The organism is Deltaproteobacteria bacterium HGW-Deltaproteobacteria-4 (genome assembly GCA_002841765.1).
Lineage (GTDB): Bacteria > Desulfobacterota > Desulfuromonadia > Desulfuromonadales > UBA2197 > UBA2197.
The window spans coordinates 115,716-129,104 of the sequence record PHAV01000006.1; the positions used below are offsets into that span (position 1 = coordinate 115,716).

Sequence of the window (13,389 nt, forward strand, 5' to 3'; positions counted from 1 at the left end):
TTACACGGATGAGACGGATAAAGGACAGATAAATCAAAATGGCGAGTATTGATCGTCAAAAAGGTGTGGGGTGAACGTTTAATCCGTAAAATCCGTACAAATCAGATTTTATCCGTGTGAAATGCTCTTGCGTTATTTCTCCTCAGGAAAAGGATCTTCCATGTCCGATCTTATCATTGCCAATCGCACCTTCTCCTCCCGGCTCCTTATCGGCACCGGCAAGTTTTCCTCCAACGCCGCCATGGTCGCGGCCATGGAAGGCTCCGGATGCGAGATTGTCACTGTTGCCCTGCGCCGCGTCGATGTCGACGATCCGCAGGACAGCTTGTTGTCCCACATTGACCGGAATAAATATCTCCTCCTCCCCAATACCAGCGGTGCTCGTGATGCCGAAGAAGCAGTGCGTCTCGCCCGTCTTTCCCGGGCGGCCGGCTGTGAGCCGTGGATCAAACTCGAAGTCACCCCGGACCCTTATTATCTTCTTCCCGACCCGATCGAGACCTTGAAGGCGGCGGAGATTCTCGTCAAGGAAGGCTTCATCGTCCTCCCTTACATCAACGCTGATCCGGTCCTCGCCAAGCGTCTGCAGGAAGTCGGTACGGCCACGGTCATGCCGCTAGGGGCGCCGATCGGCACGAATCGCGGCCTGCGCACCCGTGAGCAGATCGCCATCATCATCGAGCAGGCGATTGTTCCGGTCATCGTCGATGCCGGGCTCGGTGCCCCCTCTCATGCTGCTGAAGCGATGGAGCTCGGTGCCGATGCCGTTCTGGTTAACACCGCTCTGGCGGTGGCCCGCGATCCGGGGTTGATGGGGCAGGCTTTCCGCAAAGGGGTTGAAGCCGGACGCGAGGGCTATCTGGCCGGCCTCGGCAGTCAGCGGCATCAGGCAGAAGCGTCCAGTCCTCTGACCGGTTTTTTGCGCAACTAAAATCGGACCGATCTGACCGATCGGACCGATCCGACTGATCGGATGATAAAAATGTCTTTTCTCGACGAAATCAGTAAGTACGACCCGGCGCAGATTCGCGACGAAATTGCCGCCCGGACGAGCGCCGATGTCGAGCGCGCCCTGACGGCGACGCCGTTGCGCCTCGATGGTTTTCTTGCCCTGCTGTCGCCGGCAGCGGCGCCGTATCTGGAGACGATGGCGCAGCGCGCGCATCAGCTCACCGTGCAGCGCTTCGGACGGACCATCCAGATGTACGCCCCCCTGTATCTTTCCAACGAATGTTCCAACGGCTGCCTGTACTGCGGTTTCAACGTTCACAACCAGATGCCGCGCAAAACCTTGAGTGTCGACGAGATTTACGCTGAAGCGCAGGTACTGCACGATCGCGGTTTCCGGCATCTTCTCATCGTCACCGGCGAAGCGCCGCAGATTGCCGGGCTCGATTATCTCGAAGCAGCGATTCAGCGGATTCGTCCCCTCTTCTCGTCGCTGAGTATCGAGATCTATCCCCTCGATCAAACCGGTTATGCGCGACTGATCGCCGCCGGCGTCGATGGCCTCACCTTGTATCAGGAGACTTACGCGCGCCCCCTTTACGCGCAGATGCACCCCTCCGGCAAGAAGCGAGATTACGACTGGCGCCTCCTCGGGCCGGAGCGCGCTGCGGCTGCCGGCATCCGCCGAGTCGGGGTCGGGAGTCTCCTTGGGCTCGGCGACTTCCGCGTCGAAGGCTTCTTTACAGCGCTGCACGCCCTTTATCTCGCCCGTCACTACTGGCGCACCCACCTCAGCGTCTCCTTCCCGCGCATGCGCCCGGCGGATGGCGGTTTTCAGCCGCTGGCGCCGGTCTCGGACCGGGACTTTGTCCAGATCCTCTGCGCCCTGCGTCTCCTGATCCCCGACGCCGGGCTCGTTCTCTCCACCCGCGAAAGCGCCACCCTGCGCGACCATCTCCTTCCCTTGGGGATTACCCAGATGAGCGCCGGCAGCTGCACGGCGCCGGGGGGGTACGCCAGCGAGGATGACAGCGGTCAGCAGTTTGTGATTGACGATGATCGCAACGTCGATGAAGTGGCGGCGATGATCCGCAGTCAGGGATATGAGCCGGTCTGGAAGGATTGGGATGTCGCGTTTGTGCGCTGAAGAGGGGAAGGTCGACTTCTCTTTGTATTTGATCAGCGATCGAAAATCCCTGCCGAGCGGGCAGGAGCTGGTCGCGACAGTGCGGGCGGCTTTGCGCGGCGGGGTGCGGGCGGTGCAGCTGCGGGAAAAAGATTTGAGTGCCGCCGAACTCTACCCGTTGGCGCTGGCATTGCGGCAGGTGACGCGGGAATTTTCCGCCCGATTGCTGATCAACGACCGTGTCGATCTTGCTCTGGCGGTTGACGCGGATGGCGTTCATCTCGGCGCACATTCTTTGCCGGTGAGTGTTGTCCGCCAGCTCCTTGGCGAGCAGCGCATCATCGGCGTCTCCACGCATCACCCCGATGAAGTTCATCGCGCCGCTGTTGCCGGCGCCGACTTTGTCACCTTCGGGCCGGTTTACTCCACTCCCTCGAAAATTGCTTACGGACCGCCGGTCGGATTGGAACCACTTGCGGCGGTTTGTGCTGACCCCCCCCTGCCGGTCTTTGCTCTCGGCGGAGTGAGCGTAGCGCGTCTCCCCGAGCTGCGCGCGGCCGGCTGCGCTCATGTTGCGTTGATCGGGGCGATTCTGCAGGCGGTCGATCCGGAGGAAGCGGCGCGGGGTTTGTTGCGGGGGATTACGGGCTAAAATCACCACCCCCCGACCCCCTCCTAAACTAAGGAGGGGGAGACGGTCAAAAGCTCCCCTCTTTTTTTAAGGAGGACCCAGATTCGGGCCTAAAGGGCTGGGGGTGGCGAGGTTCTTGATTTACCGCGGTGCGTTCATGTCAAGCTGATAGCGGTTGCGCATGATGCTGATCAGGGTGTTGACGCCGCGCAGGGCGCTGCGAAGCTGATCGCGGGATCGCTCGGGGAGGAGGGACGGGTCGACAAGGTTGCCCGCCTCCTGTCCGGAGCTGAGAGCACTCAACTGCTTCTCCAGACGCAGCTTGACGAGAAAGGTAAAGCCTTCTTTCAAGGTTTCCCACTCCTCATCCGAGACAATCTGGAGGAGGTGGAGACGTTCGAGTTTATCCCAGGTTGTCCCGCCGAGAATCCCCGTCTCCAGGGCGAGGAGCCCGACCCCCCGGGTCAAAGTAAAAATCCCCCCCTTTTTTAGATCGATCTTCCCCCGCTCCTCCCCTGATTTCCCCGTTAAAAAGCGGCCAAAGATGCCGATCGGCGCTTTGAAACGTGCGATATTGCGCGCCATGTTCGGAAAGAAGATGCCGTTGTTTTTGGTGTAGACGCTGAGATGGACGCGCAGTTCTTTCTCGAATTCCTTGTCACCATGCACCACGCGTAAATCCTGAAAAACGCCGAAATAGACCATCTGCTCCGGGGTGGGGATAGAGATCCAGCGCGCCGTCAATTCTTTCCATTCGCTCAGGCTGTGGCACCAATCCGGAGAGTTGGCCATCATCTGCCCCGGGCAAAGGGGGACGCCCACAAACTCCAGGGCGGCGACAATGCGTTCGGCAAAGCGCCGCACCTCGACAAGTTGGTCGGCGGGGAGGTCGTCGCGGTAAACGATGGCACTGTCCTGGTCGGTGCGCAGGGTCTGCTCACCGCGCCCTTCGCTTCCGAGAGCAAGGTAGGCCGCGCCGGGCGGCAGGCAGATCCTCTCTGTGGTGGCGAGGATGGCGATCAAACGCTCGGTCAAAGCATCATTGAAATGGCTGATGAGTTGAATCAGGCTCTGGGTATCGGCATTGGTACGGAGCGCGTACTGGAGCATGCCGATCATCTTTTTGCCGAGGGTGCGCAGCTGTTCGAGAGAGGTCGCCGCTTCGATCTCTTTGATCAGATAAAGCGGGCTGCGGGTTTGAATGCGCAGCAGGTCGGTATCGGTCATGACCCCGACGAGGCGCTCCAGTTCATCGACGACGATCAGGCGGTGGATATTGTGCTTGGCCATCAAAAAGATGGCCTTGAAGAGGTAGTCGTGGGCGTAGATGGTGATCAGGCGAGTCTTCATGATTTCGCCGACCTTCAGCTGCCCGAGGGTGTCAGGGGCATCGGCGATGAGGTTGCGGAGGTCGCGTAGCGAGACGATGCCGACGGGCTTTTCTGTTTCGACGACCACGACCCCTGAAATATTCTGGCGCTTCATCAGGCGGGCCATTTCAACCAGGCTCAGCTCGGGCGAACAGGTGATAGCCGGACGATGGCAGACACTGTCAACGGTGATGAAAAAGAAACTGTCTTCATTGATAGCCGGCATGATGTCCACCTGATTTTTGACGGGAAGTGATCATATTCTTCCGTAATTGCTGGAAGAATGCAATTCAAAAGGGTGGACGCCACCGCTGTTCCGCCACCGCTGCTGTGTTCCACTCTGTAACGCCGTTTAAGTCCATCGCTGCCGGTGGCCGGGAGGGGGCTGTTTGCCGGTATGGATTCCTTTGTTCCCGTGTATCAATAAAACGCATATTTATCGAATTTATTTTTATCAGCGAAACATCAACTCCCTTGTTATGAAAAATCAAAAGGAGATAAATAATTTTATTTTTCAAAAGGTTTGACCGATCTAATCGATAAAAATATAATAAATAAAGATAGTTATTCGTTTAATGGAGCTTGAAGATTCCTCTTTTGGGGGGTGGCAGCTCCCTTTTTTTGCGAGATTAATATGCCGGTGAAATGAAATTTTAAAATATAGTGTTGACAATTATAGAACGATGTACTAATAAAAATATAACACACTTTAGAAAAACGTTTTATCCCCATTTGGCCCTTTCACGATAGACGATCAAAGGTGCAAAGATGACCAGAGAAAAAGGCGTCTATTCAGTTCAAGCGGTTGTCAAGGCGATTGAGCTTCTCGAAGCGCTGGCGCAGGAGGAGACCAATCTCACCCTGGCAGTCCTGGCCAAGAAGCTCGAGCTCAGTCGCAATAAATCATTCCGCCTCCTGGCCACCCTTGAAGACAAGGGACTGGTCGAGCGCAATGAAAGTACCGGTGCTTACAGTCTTGGCGTGCAGGCCTTCGAGATGGCGCAGCATATTCTCAAGAGTGCGAACCTTCTCCGTCTGGCTCACCCGGTGATGGAAGAGTTGGCCCATAAACTTGGCGAAGCCATCTACCTTACCGTTGTTAGTGACGATGAAGTCCTCTTTCTTGATATGGTCGATTCCTTTCAGCAGGTCCGCGCTGTCGATCTGGTCGGCAAGCGTTTCCCCTTCTTTACCAACGCCGCCGGCAAGGTGATCAAGTCGGTCGGTTCCATCGATCTCTTCGGGCGTGGCGGCAAGCGCCGCAGCGAAGAGGAATCCCGGGAATTGGTCAAGGAGCTGGAAGAGATTCGCCGTAAAGGTGTGGCTGTCGATTTTGGCGGACTGGGCGAAGGGATCTGTGCGGTGGCAGTGGTGATACGCGATTACGCCGGCAAGGTGGTCGGTGCGCTCACTCTTCTCGCCCCCTCCTTTCGTATGCTGCCGGAGCGACTGGAGGGTGAAGTGATCCCCGCCCTTTTGGTCGCCGGTGAGCAGTTGTCGATGAAATTCGGTTATTCTCGTGCCTATGCTTGACGATTTTTAATAATGGTGTAAGTTCTTTGGCAGATGATAATTTTTACCAGAAAGAGTTTCGCTCAAAGGTTTAATCGCAAAAACTGTTATGCACCGACATGAAGAAGATCTATTGAATGCTAGGAAAGGAGAATGAATGACTTTAATGAGACGAAAAGGCGCAACCTTCGGCAGTGTCACTTTTAACGAGGAGGTCTCATTCCGCCGGCATCTGTAACAACAGCAGTACAAAAGTTCGAGATGGAAAAGTGGTGATTATCGCGGCTGATTCCGGCCAAGAGCAACCAACATTACAAGCAGAGTGAGGAGAATTTATGGACACAAGTGGAAAGGCTTACTGGCACGCGGTACTAAAACTCGTAGGGGCACACCTATTCGTCTGGGCCCTGGTTTCTTATGGTTTCGGTATCGTCTTCGCTTCGGCACTGAACAACATCCATCTGGGTGGTTACCCGCTTGGCTTCTGGTTTGCGCATCAGGGCTCGATCTATTGTTTCATTGCCCTGATTTTCGTGTTCGCCAAGTTGATGGGCGAACTTGACAAAAAATTCGATGTCCACGAGCAATAGGGAGGCGACCTAAATGGATCTTCAAACTTTAACTTATCTTTTCGTTGGCGGTAGTTTCGCCGTTTACTTCGGCATCGCCCTTTGGGCTCGCGCCGGCAGCACCAGCGAATTCTATGTGGCCGGTGGTGGCGTTCCCCCGATGTTGAACGGCATGGCTACCGCGGCTGACTGGATGTCGGCAGCGTCCTTTATCTCTATGGCCGGCCTCATCTCCAACATGGGCTATGGCGGCGGTCTCTTCCTGATGGGGTGGACCGGCGGCTACGTTCTGATGGCGATGCTGCTGGCTCCTTACCTGCGTAAGTTTGGCAAGTTTACCGTCCCCTCCTTTGTCGCTGAGCGTTACTATTCCAATGGCGCGGCAACCGTGGCGGTTATCTGCCTCTTGACCATGTCCCTGACCTATATCATCGGCCAGATGACTGGCGTCGGCGTCACCTTTGCCCGTTTCCTCGGGGTGACCAACGAAATGGGTATCTACCTTGGCATGGCGATCGTCTTTGCCTATGCCGTCTTCGGCGGCATGAAGGGGATCACCTACACCCAGGTGGCCCAGTACGTTGTCTTGATCGCCGCCTATACAATCCCGGCCATCTTCATCTCCTTCCAGTTGACTGGCAATCCGATCCCCCAGCTCGGCCTCGGCGGTGATCTGGTCGGTCAGAACATCTCTCTGCTGGCCCGGCTTGATCAGGTCGTCACCGACCTTGGATTCGGCCAGTACACCACCTCGGCGACCGGCAGCTTGTTTAACATGTTCATTTATACCGTGACCCTGATGATCGGCACCGCCGGTCTGCCCCACGTCATCATTCGCTTCTTCACCGTCCCCACCGTTGCTGCGGCCCGTTCCTCGGCCGGTTGGGCCCTGGTCTTCATTGCCCTGCTTTACACCACCGCACCCGCGGTAGCCGCCATGGCCCGCATGAATCTGATCTCCACGGTCAACTCGGCCGCCAAGACCGGCGGCGACATGTACGCCGCCGATGCCAGCCTGGTTCATGCCGAGCGTCCGGCCTGGATGAAGCGTTGGGAAGTCACCGGCCTGCTTAAATGGGAAGACAAGAACAACGACGGCCGCATTCAGTACTACAATGACAAAACCAAGAACGAAGCTGCCGCCGCTAAAGCAGCCGCTGCAGGCTGGGGCGGCAACGAACTGACCGTCAACGCTGACATCATCGTTCTGGCCAACCCGGAGATCGCCCTGCTGCCCAACTGGGTCATCGCTCTGGTCGCCGCCGGCGGTGTCGCAGCAGCACTCTCCACCGCCGCCGGTCTGCTCCTCGCCATCTCTTCGGCAATCTCCCATGACCTGCTGAAGAAAATCTGGATGCCGAACCTCAGCGAAAAAGGCGAACTGATGGCCGGTAAAGTTGCCATGGCTGGCTCGATCGTGGTTGCAGGCTGGCTCGGTCTCAATCCCCCGGGCTTCGCTGCCGGCACCGTGGCCCTGGCCTTCGGTATTGCCGCCTCCACCATCTTCCCGGTACTGATGATGGGTATCTTCAACAAGAAGATGAACAAGGAAGGCGCCATTGCCGGTATGCTGGCAGGTCTGTTCGTCACCCTGTTCTACGTTTTTGCCCACAAAGGGATCTTCTTCATCAAAGGGACCGGTTACCTCCCCTTGATCGGTGGCGCGAACTCCTTCTTAGGCCTCACCCCGGAAGCCTTTGGCACCATCGGTGCGCTGGCCAACTTTGCTGTCGCTTATGTGGTGAGCAAGTTCACCCCGGAGTGCCCGGAGCACATCCAGCACCTGGTTGAAGATGTCCGTACGCCGCGTGGATCTAAAGTCGTCAGTGGCGCGCACTAAGCTGATCGTTCATGAAGGTTAGTTTTGCCCCGCCAGCATTTGCTGGCGGGGTTTTTTTCTATGATTATTTGATTGCTAGAAGACCGCTTCCTCGGGTACAAACAGACGCTATAAAATTATCAATGCCTCCTGAAGGGGGCCCGATAGGAGTATCGAATGTCTGACGGAATACTTTTTAATGCCAGCATCGCAATGACATGGATCCTTTTCCTGGCGCTGTTTCCCATGACCTTTTTTTGGCTGCGTCGTGCCTGGCGTATTTTTATCAAAAAAGACTATTCCGAAGTGGCCTTGAAACATGGGGAGTCACCACCGAATCCAAAAAAATGGGCACTGGTTGTCGGGCTTCTCAATATTTTTGCCGGGTCGGTTGCCATCGCAGTGATCGTCGGCGTTGCGATCGGCCACTGGCATTACGACACCTGGACGGCTATGGCTGGTTCGACGATCTGGATCAAGCTTTTTGCTGACTTTGTCATCAGTCGTCAGGCGCACCCATTTACCAAAAAGAAAAAGAAAGAAGCTTAATCCTTCATTGCGGGTTCCGCTTGCGATCGGAAGAATGCACATCCCCTGCGGCCCGCCTCTTTTTTGGCGGGCCGTTTTTCGTCTTTGCCCTTTAACGCACGGGAGGCTGACATGAACATCGAAGAACACGTTTATGCTCGACCCGTACGGGAGTTCTGCCGCCGGGAGCTGATCCTTTGTTCCAGCGACGACTTTGTGCAGGACGCTGCGGCGCAGATGGCGCAACAGGGGATTTCCAGTGTGATTGTCTGCGCTGACGGAGAACCGGTGGGGATCTTCACGGATCGTGACCTGCGTAACAAGGTGGTGGCTGTCGGCGGGGATGCTGCCACGCTGCGGGCTGGAGCCATCATGAGCCACCCGCTTGTCGTCGTCAGGGACGAAGATTTCCTCTTCGAAGCCGTTTATCAGATGTCCCGGCAGGGAATCCATCGTGTCGGTGTGGTCGATACAGCGGGCCGCTTGTGCGGTATGCTCACCGAATCAGATTTGATCCGGGTGCAGACCAACTCGCCGCAGCGCCTGGTGCGGCAACTCGCAAGTGCCGGGAGTATCGCCGACCTCAAGGTCATCCACCACAACATCAATGAGCTGACCGCTTCGCTGCATCAGGTGCGGGTGCCGACCCACGATCTGATGCGCTTGATCAGTCATTTGAATGATCAGATCGTGCAGCGTCTTATCGATCTCCTGCGCCAGGAGAAATTCTCGCAGCTACCTGCCGGCTTTGCTTTTGTCGCCCTCGGAAGCGAGGGGCGCGGCGAGCAGACCCTCAAAACTGATCAGGATAATGCCATGATCTATGCGGATGATCTCTCCGCCGCAGAGGTAGCGTGTCTTGCCAGTTTTTCCGAGGCGCTGATCGCTGCTTTGATAGAGATCGGTGTGCCGGAATGTCCCGGCGGCATCATGGCAACGAATCCCTTTTGGCGGCGGAGTTTGACGGCCTGGCGGGAGGAAATCGACCAGTGGATCAATCTCCCCGATAGCGAAAGTATTCTGCACTTCTGCATGTTCAGCGATCTGCGCACCCTGGCCGGTGACCCGGAACTGGAACAGGCGATCAAGGCGCATATTGCCGCGCGGACCCGGCAGGAAACGCTCTTTTTAACCCGATTGGCGGTTCAGGCCGGAAAGTTCGTTCCCCCTCTGGGTCTGTTCGGTGGTTTTAAGGTGGCAAAGGGGGGCGAGCACCGCGGCGAGATCGATCTCAAGACGGCCGGGCTCTTTGCGCTGACCGAAGGGATCAGGGTTCTGGGGCTTTCCATCGGATTGGTGGGGGGCGGGACGCCGGAGAAGATGGCGCAACTCGTTGCGCAAGGGGTGCTGAGTCACGAACAATACCAGGACCTGCTGGCCAGCTTCAATCTGTTGTGTCAGTTACGGCTGCAGGGGCAGTTGGAGGCGATCACCATCGGGGGCGACCCTTCGAATTACATCGCTCCTCGTGCCCTGAACCGTGTCGAGCAAGGACGGCTGCACGTCACCCTGGAAGTGGTGAAGTCCTTTGAGACCTTTATTAAAGCGCGCTTCCGCCTCGACCTTGTCCCGGGTTAAGTTCTGGCGAGGCGGCGGCTCCGGGTAATCTTTCTTTACTTAAATGACGCTGGCAACTTCTTTGTTGGGCTTTTTGCAGAGATCGAAGAGGAGCTTGCCTAACCCGAGCAGCGCCATCGCCGCAAAGAACAAGCCCCTGCCGCTCGACGGTTTTTTCCCTTCGCTGATAAAGATGACCTGCTCAGAAACCGGAATATTCATCTTTGTCAGCAACTCTTTGAGTTTGCTTGCGTTAGAGTCAGCGATCAGGCTGCTGACAGTCATCCCCTGCAGGTCATACTGCCCGATAAAGAGTTGCCGGTTTTCCTTGAGGAATTCAGCGCGTGTTATTTCTGTGTCGAGATCAAAGTAGTAGGTTTTGAGAGCGTTGAGGATTTGCGGATCACGAGTTTCAAACCAGATCTGCAGATCCTCTGAGGTCTCGGACGCTTTCAACGGGACCAGAAAGGAACTGATCTCCACGGTGCCGCTCATGTTGATCGCCTGCAGCAGGTCGCGATAGCCGCCCTCTATCTTCAGCCATTCCCGCGGTGCCCCCTGTCGGGTCAGTTCTGTTATGTTGATCACGTGTGGTTCGGGGTTGCGCAGATAAAGGGCAAGGTCGGTGACGCCGAGCCAGCCGAGGACGAGACAGACGACCAGTAAAGTGACACGGAAACGTTTCATTCTTTGCATCCTTATGAAAAAAAGTGGGCCGCCCGAAGGCGGCCCAAAGTATTTCAGAGCATCAGCTTTGAGGCAAGTTTAATCAGGCGGTTTCGACGTCGTGGCCGCGGTTGATGTCCTTCTGGGTCATCAACGAGACGAGAACCAGAGTGAGAATCGACAGCGGGATAGAAATGGCGGCCGGGCTGTTAAAGCTGATCGGCGCATCCTTGGGGAGGAGGCCGTAAAGGGCCCACATGTCCGGGGAGATGAGGATCAGGCCGAGGGAGCTGACAATGCCGACGATGATCGAGGCGGAGATGCCGCGAGCGGTTGTCTTGCTCCAGAAAAGGAGCATGAGAATGGCGGGGAGATTCGCCGAGGCAGCAACCGCAAAGGCCCAGCCGACCAGGAAGGAGACGTTCATCCCTTCGAACATGATCCCGAGGTAGATGGCGATACAGCCGACGACGACCGCAGAGATCTTGCCGGCGCGGACTTTGCCGGTATCGCTCATTTTCATGTTGAAGTAGTTGTCCATCAGGTCATGGGCAACAGCGCCGGAGGCGGCAACGATCAGCCCTGATACAGTGCCGAGGACTGTAGCAAAGGCCAGGGAAGAGATGATTGCAAAGAGGATAACCCCGAAGGAGAGGGCCAGAAGCGGTGCGGACATATTGTTGTCGGTGAGATTAATGACACCGTTGGTCATGGCGCCGACCCCCATGAAGAGGGTGAGGAGATAAAAGAAACCGATGGCAGCGATGGCGACGATAGTCGATTTGCGGGCTGCCGCCTGGCTCGGAACCGTGTAATAGCGGATGAGGATGTGGGGGAGAGCCGCAGTCCCGCAAAAGAGGGCGAGCATCAGCGAAACGAAGTTGAAGGTCTCGGTCGGGGTGGCGTTGTCGACCTTGAACTTGAGGCCGGGCCGGAGAATCCGCGAGCCGGGGGTCGGTTTCTGGAAGAAGATTTCAGCCTTCTCCTTGCCGTCGACAACGTAGGTTTTACCCCAGAGGACGATTGTCGAATCCTTGATCGCCGAAAGATAGGCAAAGGGGCCGACGGCGCCGGTGGTGATGACTTCCTTGCCGTTCATCCGCAGTTCTTTGACGTGGCCGACCGGGAAGAAGTCACCGGCCTCTTTGGCGGCACCGTTATAAAGCTTGGTGCCGTCTGCTTTGGTGGTGACATAAAGCGTCTGCTCAAGAGTGAAGCCAGCGTCATTCCTGGCAAGTTTCCAGATCGTCTCTTTGCCGTCTTTGGCGAGTTTGACAAACCCGGCTTTGCCGTAGGCCGAATCGAGACCGGCAACAACCGTATAGGCAGGATCGCTGATCTCCAGCGCGGCGGTCGCGGTCAGAGGTTTGAAGTCATGATATGCAACGCCGTTATTCACCGGTGTGGTCGAGAGACCGCGAACCAGAACCATAACGACGACGACCGTCGACATGATCAACAGCAGGGCGCCTTTGAAGAACTGAACATAGGTGGTCGAGGCCATCCCTGCGGTGGCGACGATAATGGTGACAACAATACCGACGATGCAGACGCCAACCCAGTGCGGCAGACCGAGGAGGGGCTGGACGAGGACGCCGGCGCCGACCATCTGCGGGATGAGGTAGAAGACCGAGACCATCAGGGTGGAGATTGCGGCGGTGAGCTGAATCGACTTGGAGTTGAATTTGGAGTCGAGAGCATCGGTAAAGGTGTATTTACCGAGGCGTTTCATCGGCTCGGCAACGAGGAAGAGAGCGACGACCCAGCCGGCGAGGTAGCCGATCGAGTACATCCAGCCGTCATAACCGGAGGTCGCGATCATGCCGCAGATGCCGAGGAAGGAGGCTGCCGAGAGGTAGTCGCCGGCAAAGGCGATACCGTTGGTGAACCAGTGAACGTTGCCGCCGGCAGCATAATAGCTGGAAGCGGAACTGGTACGGCGGCCAAGGTAGAAGGAGAGGCCGAGGACGAAGGCGACAAACGTGATGAAGAGGCCGATAGCTAACGGAGACTGTGCGTAGATCATGTTATGGTTTCTCCCTTAACCGTTCAGGTCAGACTCTGCTTTGGTGCAGAGATGGTTGTAGATGACAGCTTGGAACAGCGCCAGAGCGATCAGCCCAAAGCCCCAGAGGACGGCGGCAGTCTGCCCCATCACTGTGGTTTCCATCGCTTTGGGATTGGTAGCAATGATGACGACATACGTAAAGTAAACGATGGTATAAAAGACAAACATCTTTACTCCGAGTTTGGTCTTGTAGGCGGCCGCTTCGTCCTTGCCCAGTTTTACGGCGGGTCCATGTCCCATGATAATCACTCCTTTGAATAATGTTTGTGGGGGAACTCTTCCGGCTCCCGCACAAAATGAAGAAAAAAACCTGCAAATGGCGCAGATCACCGACAGTAGAACACAAGATATGATTGAAAATACAAGATGTTATGCTGACTATTGTGGTAAATTATGCGTTATCTTGTGTTATTAGATCCGCGCCATAATATGTTGTTATAAAATCATGTCAACAAAAAATGTATAAAATATCTGGTTTTTTGTCGGGCTGGCAGAATTTTGTTTTTAGAGCGTGAAGAAGGAGTTCCATAAGTTCGGTGACTTGGAGAACATTTAGAATAGTGTTTGAGATGACTGGTAAATGGGACCATATCTG

At 56.1% G+C, this 13,389-nt stretch carries 12 protein-coding genes; 8 read left to right on the plus strand and 4 right to left on the minus strand.

The annotated features are described in order from the left end of the window. Positions 1–160 precede the first annotated feature (160 nt). Genes CVU69_05470 through thiE form a run of 3 tightly spaced genes read left to right on the plus strand, consistent with a single transcriptional unit; the run spans position 161 to position 2,726 of the window. A complete protein-coding gene (locus CVU69_05470) occupies positions 161–931 on the plus strand; it encodes a thiazole synthase (GenBank protein PKN12813.1) in 771 nt (256 codons plus the stop codon). Positions 932–982: 51 nt separating this feature from the next. Further along, entirely contained in the window at positions 983–2,095 is a 1,113-nt protein-coding gene (locus tag CVU69_05475; protein ID PKN12814.1) for a 2-iminoacetate synthase ThiH, read from the plus strand. Continuing rightward, complete coding sequence (gene thiE, locus CVU69_05480) at positions 2,076–2,726, plus strand: thiamine phosphate synthase (protein PKN12815.1); 651 nt, start codon at positions 2,076–2,078, stop codon at positions 2,724–2,726. The genes CVU69_05475 and thiE overlap by 20 nt, the downstream gene beginning before the upstream one ends. Positions 2,727–2,846: 120 nt before the next feature. Here thiE and CVU69_05485 read toward each other — a convergent pair whose 3' ends face one another. Next, positions 2,847–4,301 (minus strand): hypothetical protein, encoded by a 1,455-nt coding sequence (locus CVU69_05485; protein PKN12816.1) that lies wholly within the window; start codon positions 4,299–4,301, stop codon positions 2,847–2,849. A 542-nt stretch (positions 4,302–4,843) separates the two neighbouring features. On the opposite strand from CVU69_05485, the gene CVU69_05490 reads away from it, so the two are divergent. The 5 genes from CVU69_05490 (at position 4,844) to CVU69_05510 (ending at position 10,081) form a co-directional block, all read left to right on the plus strand. After that, positions 4,844–5,608 (plus strand): IclR family transcriptional regulator, encoded by a 765-nt coding sequence (locus CVU69_05490; GenBank protein ID PKN12817.1) that lies wholly within the window; start codon positions 4,844–4,846, stop codon positions 5,606–5,608. Between the two features lie 314 nt (positions 5,609–5,922). After that, positions 5,923–6,177, plus strand: coding sequence for a DUF4212 domain-containing protein (locus tag CVU69_05495; GenBank protein PKN12818.1), 255 nt, complete (start codon positions 5,923–5,925; stop codon positions 6,175–6,177). 13 nt (positions 6,178–6,190) lie between these two features. Next, positions 6,191–7,996: a cation acetate symporter gene (locus tag CVU69_05500; protein PKN12819.1), complete on the plus strand. Its 1,806-nt coding sequence runs from the start codon at positions 6,191–6,193 to the stop codon at positions 7,994–7,996. A gap of 168 nt (positions 7,997–8,164) precedes the next feature. Continuing rightward, on the plus strand, positions 8,165–8,524 hold the full coding sequence (locus CVU69_05505; GenBank protein PKN12903.1) for a hypothetical protein: 360 nt from the start codon (positions 8,165–8,167) through the stop codon (positions 8,522–8,524). Between the two features lie 111 nt (positions 8,525–8,635). Next, positions 8,636–10,081 (plus strand): signal transduction protein, encoded by a 1,446-nt coding sequence (locus CVU69_05510; GenBank protein ID PKN12820.1) that lies wholly within the window; start codon positions 8,636–8,638, stop codon positions 10,079–10,081. Positions 10,082–10,120: 39 nt separating this feature from the next. On the opposite strand, the gene CVU69_05515 is transcribed toward CVU69_05510, so the two are convergent. The 3 genes from CVU69_05515 to CVU69_05525 form a co-directional block, all read right to left on the minus strand. Further along, positions 10,121–10,747 (minus strand): hypothetical protein, encoded by a 627-nt coding sequence (locus CVU69_05515; GenBank protein PKN12821.1) that lies wholly within the window; start codon positions 10,745–10,747, stop codon positions 10,121–10,123. 82 nt (positions 10,748–10,829) lie between these two features. After that, the gene (locus CVU69_05520; protein ID PKN12822.1) at positions 10,830–12,752 is read right to left on the minus strand and encodes a cation acetate symporter; all 1,923 of its coding nucleotides are present in this window, start codon (positions 12,750–12,752) and stop codon (positions 10,830–10,832) included. A gap of 15 nt (positions 12,753–12,767) precedes the next feature. Next, positions 12,768–13,034: a hypothetical protein gene (locus CVU69_05525; GenBank protein PKN12823.1), complete on the minus strand. Its 267-nt coding sequence runs from the start codon at positions 13,032–13,034 to the stop codon at positions 12,768–12,770. Positions 13,035–13,389: the final 355 nt, after the last annotated feature.

Coding starts and splice junctions, on each gene's coding strand:
- CVU69_05500 (PKN12819.1), top strand. CDS start 6,191: ATGGATCTTCAAACTTTAACTTATCTTTTCGTTGGCGGTAGTTTCGCC.
- CVU69_05495 (PKN12818.1), top strand. CDS start 5,923: ATGGACACAAGTGGAAAGGCTTACTGGCACGCGGTACTAAAACTCGTA.
- CVU69_05515 (PKN12821.1), bottom strand. CDS start 10,747: ATGAAACGTTTCCGTGTCACTTTACTGGTCGTCTGTCTCGTCCTCGGC.
- CVU69_05475 (PKN12814.1), top strand. CDS start 983: ATGTCTTTTCTCGACGAAATCAGTAAGTACGACCCGGCGCAGATTCGC.
- CVU69_05525 (PKN12823.1), bottom strand. CDS start 13,034: ATGGGACATGGACCCGCCGTAAAACTGGGCAAGGACGAAGCGGCCGCC.
- CVU69_05470 (PKN12813.1), top strand. CDS start 161: ATGTCCGATCTTATCATTGCCAATCGCACCTTCTCCTCCCGGCTCCTT.
- thiE (PKN12815.1), top strand. CDS start 2,076: ATGTCGCGTTTGTGCGCTGAAGAGGGGAAGGTCGACTTCTCTTTGTAT.
- CVU69_05490 (PKN12817.1), top strand. CDS start 4,844: ATGACCAGAGAAAAAGGCGTCTATTCAGTTCAAGCGGTTGTCAAGGCG.
- CVU69_05485 (PKN12816.1), bottom strand. CDS start 4,301: ATGCCGGCTATCAATGAAGACAGTTTCTTTTTCATCACCGTTGACAGT.
- CVU69_05520 (PKN12822.1), bottom strand. CDS start 12,752: ATGATCTACGCACAGTCTCCGTTAGCTATCGGCCTCTTCATCACGTTT.
- CVU69_05510 (PKN12820.1), top strand. CDS start 8,636: ATGAACATCGAAGAACACGTTTATGCTCGACCCGTACGGGAGTTCTGC.